This is a genomic window from Modicisalibacter sp. MOD 31.J (assembly GCF_020147985.1).
Taxonomy (GTDB): domain Bacteria; phylum Pseudomonadota; class Gammaproteobacteria; order Pseudomonadales; family Halomonadaceae; genus Modicisalibacter; species Modicisalibacter coralii.
Genome location: NZ_JAGXFF010000001.1, coordinates 154,178 through 179,649, shown reverse-complemented (window position 1 = coordinate 179,649; position 25,472 = coordinate 154,178). Strand labels below are relative to the sequence as shown.

Genomic DNA, 25,472 nt, shown 5'->3' with positions numbered 1-25,472 from the left:
AGGGGGCCGCGCGCCCTCTCGTCGCCAAGGAGTCTTGCGATGGAAGAGTCGCGCAGCCAACCGGTATCCGCCGCGCTGGACAGCCCCCAGGACACCTCCGCCAGCGAGGCGTCGGGCGAGGCGCCGCCGCTGCGGGTCAATCGCACCCGCACCGGCATCCACGCCAAGCCCACGCCCTCGCCGGAGGCCGATCTCGACGACCCGTCGCTGTACTTCAACCGCGAACTCTCCAACCTGCAGTTCAACATCCGGGTGCTCGAGCAGGCCCTCGACACCTCGCATCCGCTGCTCAACCGGCTGATGTTCCTGCTGATCTTCTCGTCGAACCTCGACGAATTCTTCGAGATCCGCGTCGCCGGCCTCAAGCATCAACTGATGCTCGGCAGCGAGGAGACCGGCGGCGACGGGCTCTCGCCGCGCCGCGTCCTGACCGAGATATCGCGCATCGCCCACGAGCAGGTCGAGCGCCAGTACCGCATCCTCAACGAGATACTGATCCCCGCCCTCGAGGAGCAGCGCATCCGCTACCGGCGCCGCGCGCAGTGGACGCAGCAACAGCGCGACTGGGTTCGCGAATACTTCGACGAAGAGATCATGCCGGTGATCAGCCCCATCGGGCTGGACCCGTCGCACCCCTTTCCGCGGCTGGTCAACAAGAGCCTCAACTTCATCGTCGAGCTCGAGGGCAAGGATGCCTTCGGCCGCGAGGGCGGCCTGGCGATCCTGCCCGCACCGCGTTCGCTGCCGCGGGTGATCCGCCTGCCGGAACACCTGGCCGAGGAGGGCTACACCGACTATGTGTTCCTGTCCTCGATGATCCATGCCCATGCCCAGGAGGTCTTCCCGGGCATGGAGGTGCGCGGCTGTTATCAGTTCCGCCTGACCCGCAACGCCGACCTGTCGGTGGACCCCGAGGAGGTCTCCGACCTGGCCTCGGCACTACGCGGCGAGCTGCTCGCCCGACGCTACGGCGACGGGGTGCGCCTGGAGGTCGCCGACAACTGCCCCGATACGCTGTCGACGTTCCTGCTCAAGCAGTTCGAGCTCGACGAGCAGGATCTCTACCGGGTCAACGGCCCGGTCAACCTGACGCGCATGATGTCGGTGCTCGGCGATATCGACCGCCCCGATCTGCTCTACCGGTCGTTCACGCCGGGCCTGCCCAAGAACCTCAAGCCGGAGGGCAGTCTGTTCGAGGTGATCGACCAGGGCGACGTGCTGCTCCACCACCCCTTCCAGTCGTTCGCTCCGATCGAGGATCTGCTGCGCGAGGCGGCCCGGGACACCGCGGTGCTGGCAATCAAGCAGACCCTCTATCGCACCGGGGCCGACTCGCCGATCGTCAGCGCGCTGGTCGAGGCGGCACGCAACGGCAAGGAAGTGACCGTGGTCATCGAACTGCGGGCACGCTTCGACGAGGCCGACAACCTGGCGCTGGCCTCGCGGCTGCAGGAAGCCGGGGCGATCGTCATCTATGGCGTGATGGCCTACAAGACCCACGCCAAGATGCTGCACATCGTGCGCCGCGAGAAGGGCGAGCTGCGCTACTACGCCCATCTGGGCACCGGCAACTACCATTCCAAGACCGCCAAGCTCTACACCGACTACAGCCTGCTGACCGCCAACGAGACGCTCTGCGAGGACGTCCACATGGTCTTCCAGCAGCTCTCCGGCATGGGCAAGCCACGCAATATCCACACCCTGCTGCACGCGCCCTTCGTGCTCCACGATCGGCTGGTGGCGATGATCGACCGCGAGGCGAAGTTCGCCGAGAAGGGCAAGAAGGCGCACCTGATCATCAAGTGCAACTCGCTCACCGAGCCGCAACTGATTCGCGCGCTGTACCGCGCCTCGCGCGCCGGCGTGCAGTGCGACCTGATCATTCGCGGCATGTGCTGCCTGCGTCCCGGCGTGCCGGGCATCTCCGAGAACATCCGGGTCCGCTCGATCATCGGCCGCTTCCTCGAGCACACCCGGGTCTTCCATTTCCACAACGACGGCAAGAGCGAGATCTGGGCCTCGAGCGCCGACTTCATGGAACGCAACATGTTCCACCGCGTCGAGACCTGCTTCCCGATCCTCGACAAGAAGCTCGCCCAACGCGTGCGCAAGGACCTGGAGACCTACCTGGTCGACAACTGTCAGAGCTGGGTGCTGCAGGAGGACGGCAGCTACCGCAAGCAGGAGCCCGGCGACGCGGCCCCGATCAGCGCCCAGGAGACGCTGCTCTACGCCTATGCCGCCAAGGCCTGAGAGGGTGTTTACAAAATGCCTGCGCTTGACAATACGGCGTTAAAATCGGCCTCAAAATGCTCATTTACCCCGTGTAAACTCCGCTTTTTCGGCCGATTTTGCCTTGTCTTGTCTTCGCTCGCCTAATTTGTAAGCTCCCTCTGAGATCGCCTCGGCCCGTACCACCATTTGAGCCGGCGCCGAACATCCACTACGTTTTCCGGGTGTGGTAACACCATGTGACCCGCTAACCATCCGACCAGGGAATGGCCGGAATGACGTCATCGACCCCGGCAGGGCCTTCCGAAGGCTCGTGGTGTCGGATCGATGAAGGTGACATCCCCTCCAAACCGACAGGGACGTAGGGAGTCAGATCGTGACAGGAGGATCGTGCAACGCCGTGCAGCCGCGTAACGCGGGCCCCTTGGCACGTGCGTTTCTGGGGCTGCTCGCCCTGCTTGTCGTGACCGGCTGCAGTCAGAACAACCTGAGCTTTCTCGACCCGCACGGACCGGTCGCCGCCGCCCAGCGCACCCACTTCTGGATCGTCGTCGCGCTGACGCTGGTGGTGGTGCTGCCGGTCATCGTGCTCACCCCGGTACTCGTCTGGAAATACCGCTACGGTGGCGAGTCGACCTATCGGCCGCGCTGGAGCTTCTCGAAGCGTCTGGAATACCTCATCTGGGGCGTGCCTTTCCTGATCGTGGCGATCCTGGGCTATTTCCTCTGGCAGCAGACCTACTCGCTGGACCCCTACAAGCCGCTGCCGTCGGATCAAAAGCCGCTGCACGTGCAGGTCGTGGGCTACGACTGGAAATGGCTGTTCATCTACCCCGAGCAGAACATCGCTACCGTCAATGAACTGGTCTTCCCCGCCGAACGTCCGCTCGAACTCGAGCTGACCTCCGATACCGTGATGCAGTCGTTCTTCGTCCCCGCGCTGGGCAGCCAGATCTACGCCATGCACGGCATGGTCACGCGCCTGCATCTTCTGGCCGATCACCCCGGAACCTATCGCGGCGAGAACACCCAGTACAACGGCGAGCGCTTTCACGAGCAGCACTTCACGGCCAAGGCGGTGACCGAGGCCGCGTTCGACGACTTCATCGCGGGCGCCCGCCGGCACGGCCATACCCTCGACCGCCCGACCTATCAGGTGCTCGACGGCCGCAATACCGTCCGCGAACTGGCCAGGGCGCTGGGCGAGGACGGGCAGACCGAGGCGCTGCGCTTCTCGGCCACGCCGGACGACCTGTTCTCGGCGATCGTGGCGGGCACCCCGGGCGAGGCCCTCGCTCCCGGCCCGGTTTCCATGGCGGCGCAGCAGACACCGCTCGCGTTTCAACGCGTCGCGACCGGCGTAGATGGCCCGGTCGCGGCCGCCGCCACCCTGACACCGCTCCACGCAGCCGACGACGCCATGGTTTCCCTGCCACCGGCAGGATCACCGCGCCATCACCAGCAGGGGGAAACGCCGTGACGCTGACTCACTTCCTGGACATCGCGCTGGGACGCCTCGACTGGAATGCCCTGCCCTTCTGGGATGCGATCCAGACGCCCGACACCCTGCACATCGTCAACGCCGCCATCGTCACGGCCGCCGCCTCCCTGGTGGTGCTCGGGGCGCTGGCCGTGGTGGTACTGCTGACCCGGCACGGCAAGTGGAAGGTGCTGTGGTCGGAATGGCTGACCAGCGTCGACCACAAGCGCATCGGTATCATGTTCATCGTCATCGCCCTGGTCATGCTGGCTCGCGCGATCATCGAGGCGGTGTTCATGCGTGCCCAGCAGGCATTCGGCCTGGACGGCGGCTTCCTGCTGGCCGAGCACTTCGGCGAGTTCTTCACCACCCACGGCACGATCATGATCTTCTTCATGGCGATGCCGTTCCTCACCGGGGTGATCAACTACGTGATGCCGCTGCAGATCGGCGCCCGGGACCTGTCCTTCCCGGTGATGAACTCGGTGAGCCTGGGCCTGACCGCGGCCGGCGCGGCCATCGTCATGGTCTCGCTGGTGCTCACGCCCTTTTCCACCGGCGGCTGGAGCGGCTATCCGCCCTTCACGGAGAGCTCCTTCAATCCCGGCGCCGGGGTCGACTACTGGATCTGGGCGGTGACCCTGTCGTCGATCGGCTCGACGATGACCGGCATCAACTTCGCGGTGACGATCTACAAGGAGCGGGCCCCGGGCATGCACCTGTTCCGCATGCCGCTGTTCTGCTGGACCGCGCTGTGCACCTCGATTCTGATGATCTTCGCCATGCCGCCGCTGACCGTGGCCACGGCCCTGCTGGCACTCGACCGCTACCTGGATTTCCATTTCTTCACCCAGGACCTCGGCGGCGACATGATGAACTACGTCAACATGTTCTGGCTGTTCGGCCACCCCGAGGTCTACATCCTGATCCTGCCCGCCTTCGGGGTATTCTCGGAAGTGTTCTCGACCTTCTCGGGCAAGCGCCTGTACGGCTACACCGGTCTGGTGATCGCGACCATGGTCATCGCCGTGCTGTCGTTCACGGTCTGGCTGCATCACTTCTTCACCATGGGTCAGTCGCCCAACGTCAACGTGGTGTTCGGCATCGCCACCATGCTGATCGGCGTGCCCACCGGGGTGAAGGTCTACGACTGGATGCTGACCATGTTCCGCGGGCGGGTACGCGTGACGATCCCCATGGTCTATGCGCTGGGTTTCATCACCCTGTTCGTCCTCGGCGGGTTGACGGGCATCCTGCTGGCCAACCCGTCGATCGACTACCAGGTCCACAACACGCTGTTCCTGGTCGCGCACTTTCACAACATGCTGGTGCCGGGGCTGCTGTTCGGCATGCTGGCCGCCTACAACATGTGGTTTCCCAAGGCCTTCGGCTTCCGTCTCGAGGAGCGCTGGGGCTACCGCGCCGCCTACGCCTGGATCGTCGGTTTCATCCTGACCTTCTTCCCGCTCTACGCCCTGGGGCTGCTGGGCATGCCGCGGCGCACCGTGAGCTTCGTCGAGCCGGCCTACCTGCCGTGGACGATCATCGCGGGCTTCGGCGCGCTGGTGATCCTCTTCGCCCTGTTCAGCCTGGCCATGCAACTCTGGCTGAGCCTGCGCCAGCGTCACGCCAACCGGGTGCCCGTGGGCGACCCCTGGGATGGCCGCAGCCTGGAATGGGCCACCCCGGCCCCGGTGCCGGAATACAATTTCCCGGTGATCCCCGAGGTCTTCAGTCGCGACGCCTTCATGCGCGAGAAGGACCTCGGCCAGGCCTACCAGCGGCCTGCCGAATACCGCGATATCACGATGCCGGCCAACAGCGCCCTGGGGCCGATCCTCACCGCCACCGGCTTTCTGATGGCCTTCGGTCTGGTGTGGTACCTGTGGTGGCTGGTGCTCCTCGCCGGCGGCGTCTCGATCGCGGCGCTGATCGCGCGCAGCTTCGTGCGCAAGACCACCAGGATCATCAGCGCCGCGGAAGTCCGCGAGACCCACGAGGCCTGGCTGCGCCAGGTCGCCGAAACGCGGGCCGTCAAGCGTGACCAGGAACGAGACACCAGCAACCGGGGGCTGCCCGCCGCCCCCGTGTCGGGAGCCGTGCAATGACGACGCCATCCAGGCACCCGGGCCTCAACCTCGGTCGCGCGCATCCGGAAGCCCACCACGCCTGCGAAGGGCTGGTTTTCGGGTTCTGGGTCTTCATGATGAGCGACCTGATCATCTTCGGGCTGCTCTTCGCCAACTACGTCACCCAGCTCGATGCCCTGGCCGGCGGCCCCGGCCCCAAGGACCTCTTCGAGATGAAGAGCGCCTTCATCGAGACGATGCTGCTGCTGACCAGCAGTTTCACCTACGGCATGGCCGCCTACTGCCTCAAGTACCGCAACGGTCGGGGCGCCCTGCTGTTCTGGCTGGTGGTCACGCTGGCGCTGGGGCTGTCGTTCATCGGCTTCGAGCTGCACGACTTCCGGGTGACGATCGACAAGGGCGGTGCGCCGAGCCAAAGCGGTTTCGCGTCCGCCTTCTTCGGGCTGGTCCCGCTGCACGGGCTGCACGTCGCCACCGCCTGCCTCTGGATGATCGTGCTGATCGTCCAGATGCTGGTCTACGGGCTGGATACCGGCGTCAAGACGGGACTGGTTCGCCTGGGGCTGTTGTGGCACTTCCTGGACATCGTCTGGATCGGCATCTTCTCCCTGGTCTATCTCGGAGGCTTGGCATGAGCGAGACGCAACGGCAATCCGACGTGGTCGACGACAAGGAGCGCAGGCGCGAGCTGGGCAGCTACCTGTGGGGTTACGGCCTGGCGCTGGCCCTGACCCTGCCCCCCTTCGCGCTGGTGGCCTGGAGCGACTGGCCGCGGGTCACCCTGCTGTGGGCGATCGGTCTCTGCGCCCTGGTCCAGGTCGTGGTGCACTTCCGCTTCTTCCTGCACATCTCCCTGGCCAGGCAGAAGCGCGAGGACCTGCACCTGATCCTCTTTTCGACGCTGATCCTGATCCTCATGGCCGGCGGCACGCTGTGGATCATCTTCAACCTGTATGGGCGCATGGCACCGGCGATGCTGCCCTAGGTTTTGCCCGAAAAGTCGGCAAACGCGGGCAATCTTCGTATCAAGCCTAGAAAGAACCGCGCCTCCCATCCGGGAGGCGCGGTTTCCTCTGTCGGCCGTTCAGACGCGTGTCACACGCCGATCTCACCGCCGTCGCGCTTGCGGATCACCACGGTGGAGGCTCGCGGGCGAACCTCGCCCGAGGCGGCAACCGTGGCATCCTGCTCGTTGGCACCGGGGTCGGCCGGCCAGTTGCCCGGATGCTGGATGTTGATGAACAGCGAGGTCTTGTCCGGCGTGGCGAAGATACCGGTCACCTCGCAGCCGTTGGGGCCGACGGCGAAGCGCTTGAGCTGGGCCTGGTCGGCGGCATCGATCACCGCCTTGTCACCCGGGCCGCGGCTGACGTTGCCCGGCACCACCGCCAGCACCTGGTCGTTGGTGTAATCGGTGACATTGTCGTAGCCGTTGTCGGTCTCGATCCACAGGATACCCTGGCCGTCGCCGCGGTCGTCGTACCACAGGCCGTCGGGGCTGGCGAACTGGTTGAGTTCGGTGAGCCCGGAGAAGTTGTCGGCATCGCTCTCGGCGGCGCCGAACACGAACACTTCCCACTCGAAGCGGGTGTCCGCGGGTGACGGCTCGCGCCAGCGAATGACCTGACCGCCCTCGTTGTCGGGCCGCGGGTTGGCGGCGTTGACCGGGGCCGTGGCGTAACCCGCGCCCAGCGCCTCGACGTCGCTGCCACCATTGGTGTAAGTGGCGGCGGTGCCCTCGGCGGTGCGCTTGGAGTTGTTGGTCAGGGTCATGTAGACCTCGCCCGAGGAGGGGTCGACGGTGCCCCACTCGGGACGATCCATCGGCGTCGCGCCCATGAAGTCGGCGGCGTCGCAGGTATTGATGATCACCCCGGCGAGATCGCGCGCGTTGGCCAGATTGAGCGCCTGCCACAGCGGCCGGCCGTCCTGGGTGGTGGCGTCCGGCGTCAGCGGCAGCCACTCGCCACTGCCGTCGGCATTGAAGCGCGCCACGTAGAGGGTGCCTTCGTCCAGGTACTTGGAACCGATCGCCAGGCGATCGTAGTCCTGACCCGGGCGGTTGGCATCCTTGGGATCCCACTTGGCCTTGGAGACAAACTTGTAGATGTACTCGTTGCGCGAGTCGTGGCCGGAGTAGAGCACCACCGGCTCGCCCTCGATCACCTTGCCCGGCCAGCAGCCCTCGTGACGGAAGCGGCCGATATGGGTGCGCTTGAGCGCGGCGGTCTCGGTGCCCACGCTGGCGGTGTTGCCGTAGGGGTCGATCTCCACCACGTAGCCGAAGGTACGTGGCTCGTTGCGGTAGTCGCCGGACGCCGAGGCCGCGCTCGGCGTGGCATCGAAGCGCGCGAACTCGCCGTTCGACCCGCCCTGGGCGGTCTCCCAGCCATAGCGGGCACGGCCCGTGGGCACCCCGAGGCGGTCGTCGTCACGATAGCGATCGCTCGCCTTGGTGAAGACGTTGGGCCAGTTCTCCTCACAGGTGAGGTAGGTGCCCCACGGCGTAAAGCCGTTGGCGCAATTGTTGTTGGTGCCGCGGGTGCGGGTGCCGTTGGTGGAGTAGGCGGTGACCACGTAGTCGCTGCCGCGCACCGGGCCGGCGAGCTCGATCGGCGTGGCCGAGGTGATACGGCGGTTGTAGCGCGAGCCGCGCTCTTCACGCCACTGACCATCGCTGCCGAGCGACAGCTTGACCAGGGTCACGCCATGGGCATTGATCTCGGTGCGCGCTTCGTCGGCCGGGCGGGCGCCGCTGTCGGCATTGGTCGGGCCGCCCTGGGGCGCCCACAGCGCGCCCTGATCGATGTACTCGTTGTTGAGCGCCATGATGAATTCGCGCGAGGCGCTCTCGTCGCTCAGCGCGAAGTTGTGCATGCCGTCGTGGTTCATGCCCACGCTGGCCGCCTGGTAGTCGGGCGTCACGGCGCGAGTGGCCGACCAGGCGCCAACGCTGTTGTCGAGCGGGGTACCCCAGGGGATCAGCACCTGGGCGACGTAACCCTCGGGCACCACCACCGCATCGGTGCGCGAGCCGCGGATCGCGGCGAACGCCAGCGCCAGCGGGGTGGCTTCCGGCTTGTCGCCACCGGCGGAACCATTGTCGTCGTCGTCACCGTCACTGCTGCAGCCGGCCAGACCGAAACCGCCGAGCAGGCTCATGGCGGCCAGTCCGGCGCCCCCCTGCATGATGCCGCGGCGCGACAGCCGGCGAGACAGCACGGCCGAGAATGGCTCGTTGACGCTCTGGTTGAGAATGCGCTGATCCTCGATTTCCTTGCTCATGGGGTCCCCTCTCTGTTCTGTGAGTGATCCACTAATGACGGTCTGCCAGTCCACGGCGCCCGGGCCGGCGATGCGCGACGCCGGCCACTCGGCGTCCCGGTGACTGCGGCCACCGGGCTGCGTTACCCGGAGGCAACTTAGAGCAGCAACGTGACAACGCCATGACGACTTGGCGGCAGCGCCGCGCCCGCTGCACGGTCACGAAACCGTCATCGCCCAGTCATTAGGATGCCGAGTCCGGCGGCGGCGAAGACCGCGCGCCGCGTTGGATCATTCGCGGGAGCCCCATGACCGATCCCCTTTCTATCAATGCTCCGGCCATCGACGCCCCGGCCAACAATGCCCCAGCCATTGAAGCTCAGGCCACCGACGGCCGGCGACCCGACCCGGCCCGCCGCCGCTTCATCGGTGCCCTGCTGGGCGCGGGGCTCGGCGCCGGCATGGGTGGCGCGCTGAGCGGCTGCGCCACGCCGCTGACAGGCGCCGCGCGCGCCTCGACACCCGGACGCCAGGTCGAGCTGCTCTATGTCGCCGATACCCTGGAGTGTCTCGGCCCCACGCGGATCGTCGCCCCCGCCACCTATCTCGGCCCGGCGGAGCTGCTCGGTGGCGCGCCCTGGGCCACCGCGGACGGCGTGACTACGCTGGCCGGCAGCGCTGGCGCCGAATGGGCCGACCTGTATACCCCACGCCGCGCCGCGCGGCGCCATACCGCCGGCTATGGCGGCCTGGCCGCCCAGCTCGCGCGGCTGCGCCGTGAACTCGGTGCCGAGCGCACCCTGACCCTGGAGAACGGCCAGTGCTGGAGCGGCAGCGGCCTGGGGCATCTCGCCAACGGCAGCGTCGGCGTCGCCGCCAGCCGCCTGCTCGCCAGCGATGCCCGGGTCAGCAGCGACGAGCGCGTGCTCTGGCCGCAGCGTGCCGCAGCGCTCTACCGCGACTACGCACGCCCGGTGCTGGGCAATCTGGCCGCGCCGCCCGCCGGCGTCAGCACCGCGACCCGCTTCGAGCGCGACGGCGTGCGGGTGGCGGTGGTCGGCGCCAGCGACCCCAACGCCCTGGATGAGACCCGCCCCCTCGACCAGTGGTACCAGGCTCTGGCCGAGAGCGTGGCCAAGGCCGCCGAGGACGCCGAGCTGGTGGTGCTGATGGCCGATACCGGCAGCGCCACCGCACGCTGGCTGGCCGGACGCCTGCCGCGGGTCGATCTGGTGCTGGGCGCCCGCGGTCAGGATTTCTGGCCCGCGCTGATCGCGGTGGACACCCCCCACGGCGCCCCGGTGCCGCTGTGTCTGCCCGGCAGCCACGCCAGCGGCTTCTTCCATCTCAGTTGCCACAGCACCCGGAGCGGCTGGCAGATCCACGCCGAGTTCCAACGCAACGACGTCACCCCGGACGCCGCGGCTGGCGAGCTGCAGGCGCGCTTCGACGCCCTGCGCGCGCCCTACGCCGGCTGGCTCGACCGCCCGCTGGGCAGTGCCCCCGGCTGGCTGTGGCGCCGCGACAGCGTCGGTGGCAGCTGGGACGGCCTGATCGCCGCCGCCCTCAGCGCGGATAGCGACGCCACCCGCGCGCTGCTCCCGGGGCTACGCCACGACACCCTGCTGGCCCCCGGCGAAACGATCACCCGCGACCATCTGTGGCGCCTGAGCGGCGGCCATCCGGCGCGGGTCGTCGACCTCACGCCGGACCCCGACGCGCTGAAGCGCCTGCTCGAACGCGCGCTGGACAGCAGTCTGGGCCTGCCGCTGATCCTCAATGACAGCCGCGACCTGCCGCGCCTCTCGGCAACCCGCTGGACGCTCGACTACGGCGCCGCCGCGGGGGCACGTGCCCATCTCGACACGCTGCCGGCAGGGCTCACCTGGCGCAGCTTCAGCGCCCGCCCCCAGGCCGGCGGCGAGCCGCTGTGGCAACGCCTGGAGCGCTATCTCGGCGACCACGACGGCACCCCGCCGGCTCCCACGCCGCCGAGCGTCGAGGCGCGCTACGTCGAGGGCCATCCCGGCTGGCATCCACAGGCGCGCCTGAGCGTATGACGCCCCCGGCCTGGCTGAGCGCCCCGGCACGGTGGCTGGCGCTGTGTCTGCTGGCGTGGCTGGCGGCCCAGGCGCTGAGCGGCACGGCGCGTCTGCTGGCCCCCGCCGCCCCCGTCGCGGCACCGACAACCTTCATCCTCGACCCCGCCGCGCTGCCACCGCTGCCCGCCGCATGGCAGCCGCAGGCCACCATGGCGGACCGGCGCATCCCGCTCACCGACCTGCCCTACCAGGTGGTCGGCCGGGCGCTGAGCCGGGGCGCGAACTCGCTGGTGGTGCTGGCGACCCCCGACGGCCAGAGCGCGCTGATGCCGGGGGATCGCATCGCCCCGGGCATCACCCTGGCGCGTATCGATGGCGAGGGCGTGGTGCTCTCGCGCGACGGACGTCTGGAGCGCCTGGCCTGGCCGGAGCCTGACGCCACGCCCCGCGGGGCCATCGTCCGCGTCGAGCCGGGCACGCCTGCCGCCGCTTCATCCACGCTTTCGGAGTCATCCCCATGAGGCCCCTGCCGTATCGACTGGTGGTCACACTGCTACTGGCCCTGCTGCTCCCGACCCCGGCCCTGGCCCAGTCACAGCCCCAGCCCCAGCCCCAGCCCCCCGCGGATGACACCAGCGCCACGGCGGCGGACGCCACCCCGCGCTACGACGTCGACTTCCAGCAGACCAGCCTGCGCGAATTCATCGACAGCGTCGGTCGGATCACCGGCCACGCCTTCATCGTCGACCCGCGGGTGCAGGGCAACATCTCGTTGACCAGCCAGCGTCGGCTGAGCGCCGACGAGCTTTACCGTCTGTTCCAGAACGAACTGCAGATCAACGGCTACGCCACGGTACCGCTCGCCGACGGCCAGGTGCGCATCGTGCCGGCCCAGGCCTCGCGCACCCAGCCGCTGCCGCTCGGCGACGCCGCCCAGGGGGCCAATGTCGCCACCAGCGTGATCGCCACACGCAACCTCGACGCCGCCACCCTGGCCGGCGTGCTGCAACCGCTGGTCGACAGCCAGGTGGGGACGGTCACGCCGTGGCCGGAGAGCCACCTGGTGGTGGTCACCGACTGGCGCGACAATCTCCGCCGGCTGACCCAGCTGGCCGAACGCCTGGACCGCCAGCGCGATCTCCAGGCCGCGGTACTGCCGCTAAAGCACGCCTCCGCCGACGAGCTCGCCGGCACCCTGGACACGCTGATGCAGCGCGAGGGTGGCAGTCAGGTGAAGGTGGTGGCCAATCCGCGTGCCAACGCCCTGGTGGCCTACGGCGACCCCGCCGGGCTGGCCCGGGTGCGCCAGCTCGCCGCCTCGCTGGACAAGCCCCAGGCCGAGGCGCAGCAGCGCAACACCCGGGTGATCTATCTCGACAACGTCAGCGCCGAATCGGTGGTCTCGGTGCTCGGCGGGCTGACCGGCGAACGCCCGCAGAACGCGGGCAGCGCCGACGCCACCAACCAGGTGCAGCAGTTGCTGCAGCGCGCCGGCGGTGGTGGCGGAGGTGGTGCCCTGCAGGGCGGCAGCCTCGCCAGCGCAAGCAACGGCACGGGCAGCGGCGGCAGCGGGCTGCCTGCGCTACCGGACGCCACCAGCCGCAACGCCGCGCTCGCCGGCACCCTCGGCAGCGGCGACGACGCGGTCGGCTTCGCCGTCCACCCCTCGACCAACGCCCTGGTACTGATCGGCCCGCCGGCGCGGCTCGACGCCTACGCCAGCATCATCAAGAAGCTCGATATCCGCCGCGCCCAGGTAGCGGTGGAAGCGATCATCGCCGAGATCACCGAGTCGCGCGCCAAGCGCCTGGGCGTGCAGTGGCTGTTCGGCGATCTCTCCGGCAGCGGCACGGTACCGGTGGGCGGCTTCAACTACGCCGCCGACGGCCAGCCGGGGATCAACGCCATCGCCGGCGCCGCCGCGCGCAACGACACCAGCCAGCTGGCGCGGCTGCTCGGCAGCATCACCGGAGCCAGCGCCGGGGTGGGCCGGATCAGCGACAGTGGGGTGAGCTTCGCCGCCCTGCTCGGCGCGCTGCAGAGCGACAGCGAGACCAATCTGCTGTCGACGCCCTCGCTGACCACCCTCGACAACGCCCAGGCCTACATCCTGGTGGGCCAGGAGGTGCCTTTCGTCACCGGCTCCACCACCTTCAACGAGAATCCCTACCAGATCATCCAGCGCGAGGACATCGGGGTCAGCCTGCGCATCCGCCCCTCGATCAGCTCCGACAACACCATCCGCATGGACATCGTTCAGGAGGTGTCGTCGATCGACCCCAACGTCCAGGCCTCCGACGTGGTCACTAACAAGCGCGAGATCGAGACCTCGGTGGTCACCCGCGACGGCGGCATCGTGGTGCTCGGCGGGCTGATCAGCAACACCGGTAACTCGAGCGCGGCGCAGGTACCCCTGCTGGGCGACATTCCGCTGCTCGGCAAGCTGTTCCAGTACAAGCGCGACGAGCACGAGAAGCGCAACCTGATGGTGTTCATCCGCGCCCGGGTGCTGCGCGACGCCGCCCAGATGGACAGCGCCACCGCCGACAAGTACCGCTACATGCGCGCCCAGCAGCTGCTCGCCGGCTTCGACGACGACCAGGCGCTGGCGCCCTGGTCGACGGCCAGTGCGGCGAGCGATGGCCCGGCGCCGAGCACATCGAGCCAGACGCGCTGGAGCACGCTGTTCCCCGACCAGCGCAGCCGCCTGGGGAGCCTGGCGCCATGACCGCGACCGAAGCCTTCACCGCCGGCGACGATCTCGCGCCGCTGCCCTACCGGCTGGCCAAGCGCGCCGGGGTGGCGCTGGCGCCGGGCAAGCACGGCTACCGCCTGGTGTGTCGTGACACGCCGTCGCCGCTGCAGCTCGAGGTGCTCCAGGACATCCAGCGCCGTCTGGGCCGCGCCGAGGGCTGCGAGTGGCTCGACGGCGATACCTTCGAGGCGCGTCTGGCCGCGCTGCACGACGGCGAGCGGGCCGACAACGCGGCGCTGCTGGAGGGTCTGGCCGAGCACGTCGACCTCGACAGCCTGATGCAGGAGCTGCCGCGGGCCGAGGATCTGCTCGAGAGCGAGAACGAAGCGCCGGTGATCCGGCTGATCAACGGCGTCTTCTCCGAGGCCCTGCGCCTGGCCGCCTCGGACATCCACGTCGAGCCGTTCGAGCGCGAGCTGGTGATCCGCCTGCGGGTGGATGGCGCCATGCGCGAGGCGCTGCGGCCGCCGCGGGTGCTGGCGCCGGTGCTGATCTCGCGGATCAAGGTGATGGCGCGGCTCGACATCGCCGAGAAGCGCCAGCCCCAGGATGGCCGCATCACCGTGCGCGCCGCCGGGCGTGACGTCGACATCCGCGTCTCCACCCTGCCCGGCATCCACGGCGAGCGGGTGGTGATGCGTCTGCTCGACAAGCACGCCGCGCTGCTCGACCTCGACCGGCTGGGCATGCCGCCGGCGGTGCTCGAACGCTATCGCCGGGTGCTCCAGCAGCCCAACGGCATCCTGCTCAACACCGGGCCCACCGGTTCGGGCAAGACCACCACGCTCTACGCCAGCCTCAATGCGCTAAACGACCGTAGCCGCAATATCCTCACCGTCGAGGACCCGGTGGAGTACGCCATCCCGGGTATCGGCCAGACCCCGGTCAATCCCCAAGCCGGACTCACCTTCGCCCGCGGCCTGCGCGCCATTCTGCGCCAGGACCCGGACGTGATCATGATCGGCGAGATCCGCGACCTGGAGACCGCCGCCACCGCGGTGCAGTCGAGCTTGACCGGCCACCTGGTGCTCTCGACCTTGCACACCAACAGCGCGCTGGGGGCGATCGCGCGGCTGCGCGATATGGGCATCGAGCCGTTCCTGCTGGCGACCAGCCTCAAGGGGGTGATGGCGCAGCGCCTGGTGCGCCGGCTGTGCCCGGCGTGCAGTGAGTGGCGCCCGCGCCGCGCCGACGACGCCCAGTGGCTGCCCGGCCTCGAGACCTTACCGCGGCTGGCCGAGCCCCAGGGCTGCGAAAGCTGCGACCACAGTGGCTATCGCGGGCGCCTGGGCCTTTACGAGTTCATCCCTGTCGACGCCCACCTGGCCGGCCTGATCCACGAACGCGCCCCGGAGGCGGCGCTGGCCGAGTACGCCTTCGGCCAGGCCGGCGCCCAGAGTCTGGCGCAGGCGGCACTGGCGCGACTGGCGGCGGGCGAGACCGCCCTCGACGAGGTACTGCGTGCGATCCACCGCTGAGCTTGCCCCCCGCGCTGACCTCAAACTGCCATCGTCCGGGCTGCAGACTATGGCGCCATCGATGCCCGTCATGACCGTCGCGATGCGTGACGGGCGCCATATCGACATCGCTACTGGGGAGAGTCGATGCCCACCTATCGTTATGTCGCCCTGAGCCCCGACGGCCGCCGCCAGCGCGACGTGCTGCAGGCCGAGAGCGAACGTCAGGCGCGCCAGCTACTGCACGAACGCGGTCTGTTCCCGCGCCGCCTGGCGCTGGTGCGTGGCGCCGAGGCCCCGGGCCGCGGCGCGGGCCGCGGGCGCCTCGATACCACCAGCCTGGCGCTGCTCACGCGCCAGCTGGCGACCCTGATCGATGCCGGCATACCGCTCAGCGACGCCCTCGACGCCCTCACCCGCCAGGCCGAGCGCCAGCGCGAGCGCGCGCTGCTGCTGGCGGTGGGCAACCGGGTGCGCGAGGGCCACTCGCTGGCCGACAGCCTGAAGCCCCACGCGAGCTTCGATCTGCTCTACCGCTCGCTGGTCGCCGCCGGCGAGCGCGCCGGGCGCCTGGCGCTGGTACTCGAACGCCTGGCCGACCACCTCGAACGGGTCCAGGCGCAGCGCCAGAAGGCGCGCACCGCGCTGGTCTATCCGCTGGTGCTGGCGGGGGTCTCGCTGGCGGTGGTGAGCGGGCTGATGACCTGGGTGGTGCCGCGCCTGGCACAGCAGTTCGAGCGCTCCGACATGGCACTGCCGTGGCTGACCCGGCTGATGATCGGCCTCTCCCATCTGATGCTGAGCCTGGGTCCGTGGCTGCTCGCGCTGTTGCTGCTGGGCGTGCCGCTGGCGGCGCGGATACTGCGCCGCCCGGCGCCGCGGGCGCGGCTCGACGCCCTGCTGCTCGGCCTGCCGCGCCTGGGCGAGCTGATCCGGCTGCTCGATACCGGGCGCCTGACCCGCACCCTGGCGATCCTCACGCGCAGCGGCATCGCCCTGCTGGAAGCACTGCGGGTAAGCCGCGACACCCTGGGCAACCACGGCATGCGCGAGGCGGTGGCGCTGATCGAGCAGCGCGTCGAAAGCGGGATCAGCCTGCACCGGGCGATGCAGGAGTCGGGGCGCTTCTCGCCCTCGCTGCTGCACATGGTCGCCAGCGGCGAGGCCAGCGGCACCCTGGACCGCATGCTCGAACGCATCGCCGACGCCCAGGAGAGCACCTTCAACCGCCGCGTCGACATGGCCCTGGCGCTGTTCGAACCGCTGATGATCCTGGTCATGGGCGCGGTGGTGCTGACCGTGGTGCTGGCCATCCTGCTGCCGATCATGCAGCTCAACAGCAGCGTGGCGCTGTAGCGCCCCGGCAGGCCCGCAAGCCATGACGCAAACGACTGATACGACAACGACGAGAGAGGCAACGGCATGACACGCGCTCCCCACCCCGGCCACCAGTCCGGTTTCACCCTGCTCGAGATCATGGTGGTGATCTTCATCATCGGTCTGCTGGTGGCGATCGTCGCCCCCAACGTGCTCAGCAACCAGGACGACGCCATGCAGCAGAAGGCGCGCGCCGATCTCTCGACCCTCGAGCAGGCGCTCGACATGTACCGTCTCGACAACTACCGCTACCCCACCACCCAGCAGGGGCTGGCGGCACTGGTCAGCCCCCCCAGCAGCGACCCGCAGCCGGACAACTACCGCAAAGGCGGCTATATCCGGCGTTTGCCCGAAGACCCCTGGGGCCACCCCTACCACTATGCCAGCCCCGGCCAGCACGGGCGGGTCGATCTCTACAGCCTGGGCGCCGACGACCAGCCCGGCGGCGAGGGCATCGATGCCGACATCGGCAACTGGATGCTGTGAGCGCGCGCGCTGCCCGGGGCTTCTCGCTGATCGAGCTGCTGGTGGTGATCGTGATCATCGCCCTCGGCGCAAGCCTCGCCGTGGCCTGGCTGGCGGGCACACGCCCCGGCGAGCGGCTCGACCGCGAGGCGCGCGACCTGGCCGGCACCTTCCGCCTGGCCGCGGACGTCGCCCGCGCGCGCCAGCGGGTGATCGGCTGGCAGCCGCAGGGCGACGGCTATCGCTTCGTCAGTTGGCAGCCCGGCCACGGCTGGCAGGCCTTCGGCGAGCGCCTGGGACTGGCCGCCCAGCGCTGGGACCCGCCGCTGCGGCCCAGCCGTCAGCCGCCGGCCGCCGATACCACCACGCCCTGGCTGGTGTGGCTGCCCGATGGCGAGGTGGTGGGTGCGCATATCCAGTTGGCCAGCGACGGCGCCCGCCGCACCCTGGCGGTGGACGCGCTCGGGGTCAGCGTGACAGGCCGTGGGCGATGAGCACCAGGCCCGGCGACCACGAGGCCCCATGCCAGCGCGGCTTCACCCTGCTCGAGGTGATGGTGGCGCTGTTCATCCTGGCGCTGATCGCGGCGATCGTCGCCCAGGGGGTGCAGCAGCGCGTACGCATCGCCGAGAGTGCGGCGCGCCGCGCGCCCATGCTGCTGTGCGCGCGGGAGTTCGAAAGCCGTGCGGCGCTCGACCACTACTGGCCGCGCCTGGGGACCCAGCAGGGCGAGCTGAGTCAGGCGGGGCACACCTGCTGGTGGCGGCTGACGGTGAGCGCCACGCCGATCCAGCGGCTGCGTCAGGGCCGCCTGGCGCTCTACGACACCCCGGCCCGGGCGCATCCGATACTCACCTTCACGCTCTATCTGGCACCGCCATGAGACCGCCGACCCCAACGACGCCGCGCCAGCGCGGCTTCACCCTGCTCGAGGTGATGATCGCCATCGCCCTGACCGCGCTGATCGGCATCGGCGTGGCGGCGCTGGTCGAGCAGTTGGTGAGTGCGCGCGAGCGCTTCGCCGAACCGGCGCCGCTGGACGCGGAGATCGATATCAGCCGCCTGCTCTCACGGCGTCTGGAGGCGCTGGTGCAGCGCCCGGTGCACGCCGGGGGGCGGCAGCTATTCAACCTGCCGCTGGCCTATCGTGCCGACCTGGCACGGCTGGAGTGGGTCTCGCTGGGCGCGGTGTCGCTGCCGGTGGGCGATTTCTACACTCGCCTGCGCCGCCAGCGCCTGCAGTGGGATCGCGACAGTGCCACCCTGACGCTCGATTCCAGCGGGCTGCTCGATGCCGCCGGTGAGCCCGAGTGGCAGCGGGTGGCGGCACTCGAAGGCGTCAATTCCCTGACGTTCGCGTTCTTCGTCGCCGGGCGCTGGCTCGCCGCGCCGCCGCCGAACGGCATCGCCCAGGGTGTACGCGTGCAGTGGCAGCGTCATGGGCGCCCGGTGACGCTGACCGTGGTCCTGCCGGAGCTGCTGCCATGAGCGTGTCGCCGCCAGCCCGGCGTGAGCCCGCGGGGGCGCCGCGCCAGCGCGGGGCGGCGCTGCTGATGGTGCTGCTGGCGCTGGCGCTGGTGAGCATCACGCTGAGTGCGCTGACGCTGCAGGGGCGGCGCGAGCTGACCCGTCTCGAACTGCTGCAGCAGGAGACCCAGGCCGAGTTCTACGCCCGCGGCGCTGAGATCATCGCCCGCCGTGCGCTCACCGATGCCGCGGTGCGCCACGCCGACCTGTGGTGGCAGACCCTGGCCGGGCGGCCGCTGCGCTACCCCACCGACGCCGGCGAGCTGCGCCTGGTGGTGCACGACCTGCGCACCTGCTTCAACCTCAACGCCCTGGGCGGCAGCCAGGCGGCGCTGGCCCAGCAGCAGCTGCGCTACTGGGTGGCGACCTATGCCAGTGAGCGCCTCGTAGGCATGACCCCGGATACCTTCGTCGCCCGTCTCGCCGACTGGATCGATCCCGACAACATCGCCCGGGTCGGCGGCATGGATGGTGCCGACTATGCGCGCCTCGACCCGCCCCGGACGAGCGCCGACACCTGGCTGCGCGATCCCAGCGAGATCAACTGGCTGGCGCCGCTGGACAGCCGCCGCGCCGGGCGTTTCGACGAGCTCTGCGCGCTGCCCGACGACGGCCCCTGGCGGCTCGATCTCAACGCCCTGGGCCCCGGCGATCTGCCGCTGCTGGATGCGCTGTTCGTCGGCCAGGTCGACCGCGGCGCCCTGGCCACGCTGCTGCGCGCCCGCCCGCCGGGTGGCTACACGGACCTCGACGCGGTGCGCCAGGCGCTGGGCGGCGATGCCCCCTGGCTCGAACGCTACGGCAACCGCCTGCGCCTGACCCCGGACTATGTGGCGCTGGATATCCGCATCCGCCTGGCGGATCGCCACTACGACTTCCAGCGCCTGCTGCTGGCCGAGGGCACCAGCGCCTTCTATCCCCGCCAGCCGGCGGCGCGGGTACGGGTGCTGAGCCGCCGCAGCGGCTACCCCAGCGCCCGCCTCGACGCTATTTCGACCCACGCTATCTCGACCGACGCCGCCGAGCCGGCGGCGGACAACGTCTTTACCCAGGAGTCACCCTGATGCGCCGATCCGCACGCCCGGCGCGCGCCGCTATCCGCCTGCTGGTCGCCCCGCGCCAGCGCCTCGCGCCGCTCATCGATGCCAGCGCTGAAACAGAGACGGACGCCGACACCCGGCTTCGTGTCGATTGGTGCCTGGAGGGCGCCACGCCGCACACCCTGAGCGACACCAGCCCGCCTGAGGCGTGGCAGGCGCTGACGCGGCTGGCCGCCAGCCACCCGGTCACCCTGCTGCTGGCGGCGGATGCGGTCAGCCATTTCCATCTCGCCGCACCGCGCGGGCTCAAGCGCCGCGAATGGCCGCTGCTGCTGGAAACGGTGACCAGTGAGGCGGTCGACCAGCTCCACCTGCAGGCGCTGCAGCGCGGTCGCGGCCACCTGGAGCTGATCGCTCTGCCGCGGGCCGAACTCGCCGCCTGGCACGCCTGGGCGCAGCGCCTCGGCCTGGCACCGACGGGCTGGAGCTGCGCCTTCCTGGCGCTGCCACGGCCGGCGAGGCCGGATCAGATCACCACCCTCGACGACGGCAGCCACCGGCTGTGCCTGGGGCTGGCCGCGCCCGTGGCGCCGGGCGCACCGGAGACTCGCCAGTGGCTGGCGTGGCCGCGTGACTGGCCGCTGCCGCCGGCCTGGCGCGAGCGTGAGTGCCAGGTAGTCGATGGCGATGGCGATGGCGATGGCGAAAGAGACGATGACGAACAGCATGATGGCGGCGAAGCGGTCGTCGAGCAGGCCCGACGCCGCAGCCTCACCTGGCTGGCGGCTCAGCCTCCCGCCGCGCTGCCGTTCGCCGATGACAGCGGCGCGCGCCGGCAAGGGATCACCTGGCAGCTGCAGCGACGTACGCGCTGGCTGGCGGGTGCCATCGCCCTGCTGGCGCTGCTCGACGCCTCGCTGTGGCTGGCCACGAGCTGGCGCGAAGACGCCGCGACGAGCCAGCGTCAGGCGGCGGCGCTGGCCGCGCGCTTCGTCGGCCCAGCGCCGGCCGACGCCCAGGCGGCGCTGGCCAGCCGCGCCGATGCCATCGACGCCCTGGCCCGGCGCAATCATCAGCTCAGCGAGGCCCTGGCAACGGCCACGGCACAGCTCGCCGCCACGCCCTGGCAGCTATCACGGCTGGCGGTCAGCGGTAATCGGGCGACCCTGGCCTGGCGCTACCCCGAGCCGCCGGCGCCGGTGGTGCTGAACCGGGCCCGCCAGGCCCTCGCCACGCTGGGTGAGGCGCAGTGGCAGGCGCTGCCGGGCGAGCTGAGCCTGAAGCTTTCCCTCGCCGCCGACACTCCGGAGCCCACGCCATGAGCCGATTCGCCCCCCGTCTGCCCGCTCGCCTGGCGCCGCTGTGGGCGGCACGCTCGGGGCGGGAGAAAGGACTCCTGGTGTTGGCACTGGTCGGCGTGCTGGCCTACGCCGGCCACGCCGCGCTCTCGTCTCTGCCCGCGGGTAGCGAGCCGTTCGCCGCGGCGAAGCCGGGGCCGAACCTGCTGCGGCTGCCGCCGATCACACCGGTGGACGCCGCAACCTGGCGCAGCGCCGCGGTGGAACAGGGTCTGGCGCTGACCCGTATCGAGGTGACGGCGCGCGGCATCACGACCCACGGCGAGGCGCCCTCGCCCGAGGCGTTCAGCGACTTCGCGCGCTGGGCGGCACAGCACGGCTGGTGGGCGGTGGCCTGGCAGCTCGAACGCCGCGAGGGGCAGAGCCTGGCGCTGGCAGCGCACTGGCGCAGTCAGCTCGAAAGGCCGGCATCTGAGCCAGCGTCGGGGGCGGAGTCGAACTCAGGGCCGGTGGCGGAATCGGCACCGCTGGATACCACCGCGACCGCGACGGAGAGCCGCTGATGCGACGCGCAATCGGTGTGCTGGGCATGCTCGGCGCGGGGCTGACGGTGGCCCTCGTCTTCGTCTCGACGTTGGCCCTGACCTGGCCACTAACGACCCTCGGCCCGCGGGCGGCGGTGGCCCACGATGTCACTCTGGCCGCCCCCTCGGGGACACTGGTGGCGGGCCGCGTGGCGCGCATCGCCTGGCGCGCCGCTGGCTGGCCACTGGCCTTGGGCCCCCTCGACTGGCAGCTGGCCTGGCCCGGGCGGCTGACGCTCACCCTCGGTGAAGGCAGCGGCGCCTGGCATGCCCGCGGCGCCTGGCACGGCCTCGACACCCACTGGACGCTCAGCGGCGGCGGCCTCGACGCGCTCGATCTCTCGCGTCTGCCGCTGGCGCTGGCGGGGCGCTGGGAGGGGCAGCTCAAGGTCACCCTGCGCGGCACCCGCTGTCTCGCCAGCCACGGCGCGCTGACGGCCTCCAGCGTGACCTTGCTCGCCCCGACCCGGGTCGAACTAGGTCACGCCAAACTGCAGCTCACATGCCGTGGCGGCACCCCCGAGCTGCGGCTGAATCTGGAACAGGGTCAGGCCCTGGCGCTCGCGCTGACGCTCGACCCCGACAACCGCCAGGGTGAGCTGCGCGGGCGCATCGCCGATAGCCATCCGCTGGCCGAGTGGCGCCGGCGTCTCGACCCCGACGCCCGCGGCGAGCGCATCGAGCAGCGCTTCCGCTGGTAGCGCGTCAGCCGCGCAGACGCTCGGCGGCACGCATGAGCTGCTGCGCGGTCGTCTCCCAGCCCAGGCAGGCATCGGTAATCGAGACGCCGTAGCGCAGCGCGGCCGGGTTGAGCGGCTGCTTGCCCTCGAAGAGGTGGCTTTCGAGCATCACTCCCATCAGCGCGCGCTCACCGGCCAGGCGCTGGTCGACCACGCTGTGTAGCACCTCGGTCTGGCGGCGGTGATCCTTGCGCGAATTGGCGTGGCTGCAGTCGACCATCAGCCGCGGTGTCAGCCCGGCGGCCTCCAGCGCGCGGCGGCTGGCGGCGATGCTGGCGGCATCGTGGTTGGGTCCGTCCTGGCCCCCGCGCAGCACCAGATGGGTGAAGGGGTTGCCCGGGGTCTCGATCATCGCCGGCGTGCCCGCGGCGGTGACCCCGAAGTGGCGATGCGGGTGCGCCGCCGACTGCATCGCCGCCACCGCCACGTCGACATTGCCCTGGGTGCCGTTCTTGAAGCCGACACAGGCGTCGAGCCCGCTGGCCAGCTCGCGGTGGATCTGCGACTCGGTGGTGCGCGCGCCGATCGCCACCCAGCTCAGAAGATCGTCGAAATAGGCCGCGGCCATCGGCTGCAACAGCTCGGTGGCCACCGGCAGGCCCAGCGCGGCGACATCGCGCATCAGCCGCCGGGCGCTGGCCAGCCCCGCCGCCATGTCATCGCTACCGTCCAGGTGCGGGTCATAGGCCAGCCCCTTCCAGCCCACCGTGGTGCGCGGCTTCTCGACGTAGACCCGCATCACCAGCAGCAAACGATCGGCCACGCTGGCCTGCAGCGCGGCCAGGCGTTCGGCGTACTCCAGCGCGGCGTCGGGATCATGGATCGAGCACGGGCCGACCACTACCAGCAGGCGCTCGTCGCGCCCGGCGAGGACATCGCGAACAGCCTGGCGCTGGTCGGCGAGGCGTGAGGCGAGTTCAGCGTCGACCGGCAGTTCGCGGCGCAGCTCGGCGGGGGTGGGCAGGGGACGATGGGTGGCCGTCCGAGGGGAGTCGACGGCGGAGAGATCGAGGGTCATGGGTGCGTTCATGGCGATTCACTTCCTGGCGCGTCCGCGTCAATGGCGGATTCGGGGACATCGGGGCGTTCGTTGGCCACCCAGGGTCACCCGGCCAGAGGTGGCTGACTGCGCTGACCGGGCGTCGCTAAATCGCCAATAACCCTCGCCGCGATAGTCGGTGTCGAAGCCGTGATGGACGAAGGGCATGCGGGTCATGAGTCAGTCTCCTGGTCGTGAGCGTCCGGCACTCGCCGGTCATGCAATCGGTTGGTGCCCATGAAAAAACCCCCGCCGGGTTGCCGACGGGGGTTCTTTCGGGAGGCAACCCTGCGGTTCAGGGTGCGCTCCGGCTCGGGCTAGGTGGCCGAGCCGGCGGGCGCACCGCCGGTAAACCAATACCAATAGCCATGACCGAGGCACGCGCAGGCGTCCACCCGGAAGCGGGCAGCGCTGGCGATGTCGGCAAGGGCTTGGCGGGGCATGGGTCGTCTCCGTGAGTCTCGCCTTTCATCCTACACGCTGGACGGGGTTTGGCAACCCCGGCGATCGGCCCGGCGCCCTGTCGGGGCCCGGTGCCGCTCACGCTTCCAGGCCGCCGTCCACCGGCAGCGTGATGCCGGTCGTGAAGCGGTTGTCGAGCAGGTAGCGAACGCTCTGATAGATCACGCCCGGCCCGGGCACCAGGCCCATCGCCGAACGCCGGCGCACCGCCTCGGCGATGGCCTCGTCATCGTCGCCGCCGAGCATCACCGGCCCCGGGGCGATGGCGTTGACCTGGATACTCGGCGCATAGCGTCGGGCGAAGGAGCGCGTCAGGTTCTCGAGCCCCGCCTTGGTGGCGGCATAGGCGGCATGCTCGCTCATCCCGCCGCCGGCCAGGTGGTCGGTGATGTGGATGATGTCGCGCTGCGGCTCGCTGCATGCCTCGAGCAGGTCCCGGCAATGCCGGTTGATCAGGTACGGCGCCTGCATGTGGACACGAAACAGCCGCTCGAAGCGCGCGCCGTCCGGATCGTCGTCATCCGCCACCCAGGCCGCGGCGTTGTGGATGATCGCCCGCAGGGCGTCGGTCTCGTCGCGCAGACGGCGGATGAAATCGAGAATCCCGGCCGCCTCGGCGAAGTCCGCCTGCAGGGTCACCACGCCGCGCCGACGCAGCGCCTCGAGCTCGGGGCGCTCGCGGCGGTAGCTGACGATCACCGGATGCCCGTCGTCGGCCAGCCGTTCGGCGCAGTGCCGGCCGATGCGCTGGCCGCCGCCGGTGATCAGAATCGGCGCGACGCTCACGACCGCGTCCCGTTCAGGTCGGGCGTGGTGTCATGCACGGAGGCCACCGGCTCGAGCGGCGGAAAGAGCGGGTCCCGCGGCGCATAGGCGAAGACGTCGGAATACACGCGGGCCGTGTCCAGGCCGCGCGTCGCCAGGGCGTCGACGCAGGCATAGACCATGCCCGGCGAGCCGGACAGGTAGACATCATAGCCCGAGACGTCGTCGACCGACTCGGCCAGCACGGCATCCACCCGCCCTTGGTGGGCGAAGACCCGTTCGGCCTCGAAGCCGGCCTCGAGCGGTTCCTCGGCGACGGCGTGGAAGCGGAAGTTGGGGTAACGCGCGGCCCAGTCGCGGGCCAGACTCTCGAGGTAGAAGTCGCGACGCTCGCGGACCGCCCACCAGAACTCGACCGGCAGCGCATCGTCGGCGGCGAAGGCCGCCTCGAGCAGCGCCTTCATCTGGGCGAAACCGGTACCTGCGGCGATCAGCAGCAGCGGCCGATTGCTGTCGGCGTCGAGCACGCACTCGCCGCCCGGCAGGCGCACGGTGAGCCGGGCGAGATGCTGCATGAGCTCGCGCAGCCGCTGCGAATTGGCGCGCTCCGGCCAGTGCTGGATGTGCAGCTCGATGCTGCCGTCGCCCCGATGGGCGTTGGCGATCGAGAACGGCACCCAGGTCTGGTCATCGAGCTTGAGCTCGAGATACTGCCCCGGTGCATGAGTCACCGCCTCGGCGCGACCCTCGAGTCGCACGCGGAAGACGTCGGGAGTGAGATCCTCCACCGACGCCACCTGAAAGGTCAGGGTCCTTGCCGTCATGCTGTCCTCATGTCGATGGATGCGGGCGCTG

22 protein-coding genes are annotated in these 25,472 nt (G+C 69.9%); 18 read left to right on the top strand and 4 right to left on the bottom strand.

Going from position 1 to position 25,472, the window contains the following annotated elements; all coding sequences use genetic code 11:
• Positions 1-39: 39 nt before the first annotated feature.
• The 5 genes from ppk1 (at position 40) to KGR00_RS00790 (ending at position 6,787) form a co-directional block, all read left to right on the top strand.
• Complete coding sequence (gene ppk1, locus KGR00_RS00810; RefSeq protein WP_224418068.1) at positions 40-2,253, top strand: polyphosphate kinase 1; 2,214 nt, start codon at positions 40-42, stop codon at positions 2,251-2,253.
• 403 nt (positions 2,254-2,656) lie between these two features.
• Positions 2,657-3,712, top strand: a complete 1,056-nt coding sequence (locus KGR00_RS00805; RefSeq protein WP_224418069.1) for a cytochrome ubiquinol oxidase subunit II — start codon at positions 2,657-2,659, stop codon at positions 3,710-3,712.
• Positions 3,709-5,820, top strand: a complete 2,112-nt coding sequence (locus tag KGR00_RS00800; RefSeq protein ID WP_224418070.1) for a cbb3-type cytochrome c oxidase subunit I — start codon at positions 3,709-3,711, stop codon at positions 5,818-5,820. The genes KGR00_RS00805 and KGR00_RS00800 overlap by 4 nt, the downstream gene beginning before the upstream one ends.
• On the top strand, positions 5,817-6,437 hold the full coding sequence (locus KGR00_RS00795; RefSeq protein ID WP_129140240.1) for a cytochrome c oxidase subunit 3: 621 nt from the start codon (positions 5,817-5,819) through the stop codon (positions 6,435-6,437). The genes KGR00_RS00800 and KGR00_RS00795 overlap by 4 nt, the downstream gene beginning before the upstream one ends.
• Entirely contained in the window at positions 6,434-6,787 is a 354-nt protein-coding gene (locus KGR00_RS00790) for a cytochrome C oxidase subunit IV family protein (RefSeq protein WP_224418071.1), read from the top strand. Before KGR00_RS00795 ends, KGR00_RS00790 begins: the two co-directional genes overlap by 4 nt.
• A gap of 110 nt (positions 6,788-6,897) precedes the next feature.
• Here the strand turns inward: KGR00_RS00790 and KGR00_RS00785 are convergent, their stop codons facing one another.
• Positions 6,898-9,087: an alkaline phosphatase PhoX gene (locus tag KGR00_RS00785; RefSeq protein ID WP_224418072.1), complete on the bottom strand. Its 2,190-nt coding sequence runs from the start codon at positions 9,085-9,087 to the stop codon at positions 6,898-6,900.
• Between the two features lie 287 nt (positions 9,088-9,374).
• Between KGR00_RS00785 and KGR00_RS00780 the strand changes: the two genes are divergently transcribed.
• From KGR00_RS00780 to KGR00_RS00720, 13 genes are all read left to right on the top strand, one after another.
• Entirely contained in the window at positions 9,375-11,126 is a 1,752-nt protein-coding gene (locus tag KGR00_RS00780; RefSeq protein WP_224418073.1) for a hypothetical protein, read from the top strand.
• On the top strand, positions 11,123-11,629 hold the full coding sequence (locus KGR00_RS00775; protein WP_129140236.1) for a hypothetical protein: 507 nt from the start codon (positions 11,123-11,125) through the stop codon (positions 11,627-11,629). Before KGR00_RS00780 ends, KGR00_RS00775 begins: the two co-directional genes overlap by 4 nt.
• Positions 11,626-13,836 carry a type II secretion system secretin GspD gene (gspD, locus tag KGR00_RS00770; RefSeq protein WP_224418074.1) on the top strand — a complete coding sequence of 737 codons (2,211 nt, stop codon included), beginning with the start codon at positions 11,626-11,628 and terminating at the stop codon, positions 13,834-13,836. The genes KGR00_RS00775 and gspD overlap by 4 nt, the downstream gene beginning before the upstream one ends.
• Positions 13,833-15,341 (top strand): ATPase, T2SS/T4P/T4SS family, encoded by a 1,509-nt coding sequence (locus tag KGR00_RS00765; protein WP_224418075.1) that lies wholly within the window; start codon positions 13,833-13,835, stop codon positions 15,339-15,341. The genes gspD and KGR00_RS00765 overlap by 4 nt, the downstream gene beginning before the upstream one ends.
• Positions 15,342-15,467: 126 nt before the next feature.
• On the top strand, positions 15,468-16,676 hold the full coding sequence (gspF, locus tag KGR00_RS00760; RefSeq protein ID WP_224418076.1) for a type II secretion system inner membrane protein GspF: 1,209 nt from the start codon (positions 15,468-15,470) through the stop codon (positions 16,674-16,676).
• Positions 16,677-16,742: 66 nt separating this feature from the next.
• Positions 16,743-17,183, top strand: coding sequence for a type II secretion system major pseudopilin GspG (gene gspG, locus KGR00_RS00755; RefSeq protein WP_224418077.1), 441 nt, complete (start codon positions 16,743-16,745; stop codon positions 17,181-17,183).
• Positions 17,180-17,656 (top strand): GspH/FimT family pseudopilin, encoded by a 477-nt coding sequence (locus tag KGR00_RS00750; protein WP_224418078.1) that lies wholly within the window; start codon positions 17,180-17,182, stop codon positions 17,654-17,656. The genes gspG and KGR00_RS00750 overlap by 4 nt, the downstream gene beginning before the upstream one ends.
• Positions 17,653-18,045, top strand: a complete 393-nt coding sequence (locus tag KGR00_RS00745; protein ID WP_224418079.1) for a type II secretion system protein — start codon at positions 17,653-17,655, stop codon at positions 18,043-18,045. Before KGR00_RS00750 ends, KGR00_RS00745 begins: the two co-directional genes overlap by 4 nt.
• Positions 18,042-18,650, top strand: a complete 609-nt coding sequence (locus KGR00_RS00740) for a prepilin-type N-terminal cleavage/methylation domain-containing protein (RefSeq protein WP_224418080.1) — start codon at positions 18,042-18,044, stop codon at positions 18,648-18,650. Before KGR00_RS00745 ends, KGR00_RS00740 begins: the two co-directional genes overlap by 4 nt.
• A complete protein-coding gene (gspK, locus tag KGR00_RS00735; RefSeq protein WP_224418081.1) occupies positions 18,647-19,753 on the top strand; it encodes a type II secretion system minor pseudopilin GspK in 1,107 nt (368 codons plus the stop codon). Before KGR00_RS00740 ends, gspK begins: the two co-directional genes overlap by 4 nt.
• Entirely contained in the window at positions 19,753-21,051 is a 1,299-nt protein-coding gene (locus KGR00_RS00730; RefSeq protein ID WP_224418082.1) for a type II secretion system protein GspL, read from the top strand. The genes gspK and KGR00_RS00730 overlap by 1 nt, the downstream gene beginning before the upstream one ends.
• The gene (locus tag KGR00_RS00725) at positions 21,048-21,590 is read left to right on the top strand and encodes a hypothetical protein (protein ID WP_224418083.1); all 543 of its coding nucleotides are present in this window, start codon (positions 21,048-21,050) and stop codon (positions 21,588-21,590) included. The genes KGR00_RS00730 and KGR00_RS00725 overlap by 4 nt, the downstream gene beginning before the upstream one ends.
• Positions 21,590-22,312, top strand: coding sequence for a type II secretion system protein N (locus tag KGR00_RS00720; RefSeq protein ID WP_224418084.1), 723 nt, complete (start codon positions 21,590-21,592; stop codon positions 22,310-22,312). Before KGR00_RS00725 ends, KGR00_RS00720 begins: the two co-directional genes overlap by 1 nt.
• A 4-nt stretch (positions 22,313-22,316) precedes the next feature.
• Here the strand turns inward: KGR00_RS00720 and KGR00_RS00715 are convergent, their stop codons facing one another.
• The 3 genes from KGR00_RS00715 to KGR00_RS00705 form a co-directional block, all read right to left on the bottom strand.
• Complete coding sequence (locus tag KGR00_RS00715; RefSeq protein ID WP_224418085.1) at positions 22,317-23,381, bottom strand: 3-deoxy-7-phosphoheptulonate synthase; 1,065 nt, start codon at positions 23,379-23,381, stop codon at positions 22,317-22,319.
• 549 nt (positions 23,382-23,930) lie between these two features.
• Positions 23,931-24,638 (bottom strand): dihydromonapterin reductase, encoded by a 708-nt coding sequence (gene folM / locus KGR00_RS00710; protein WP_224418086.1) that lies wholly within the window; start codon positions 24,636-24,638, stop codon positions 23,931-23,933.
• Positions 24,635-25,441 carry an NAD(P)H-flavin reductase gene (locus tag KGR00_RS00705; RefSeq protein ID WP_224418087.1) on the bottom strand — a complete coding sequence of 269 codons (807 nt, stop codon included), beginning with the start codon at positions 25,439-25,441 and terminating at the stop codon, positions 24,635-24,637. The genes folM and KGR00_RS00705 overlap by 4 nt, the downstream gene beginning before the upstream one ends.
• Positions 25,442-25,472 lie beyond the last annotated feature (31 nt).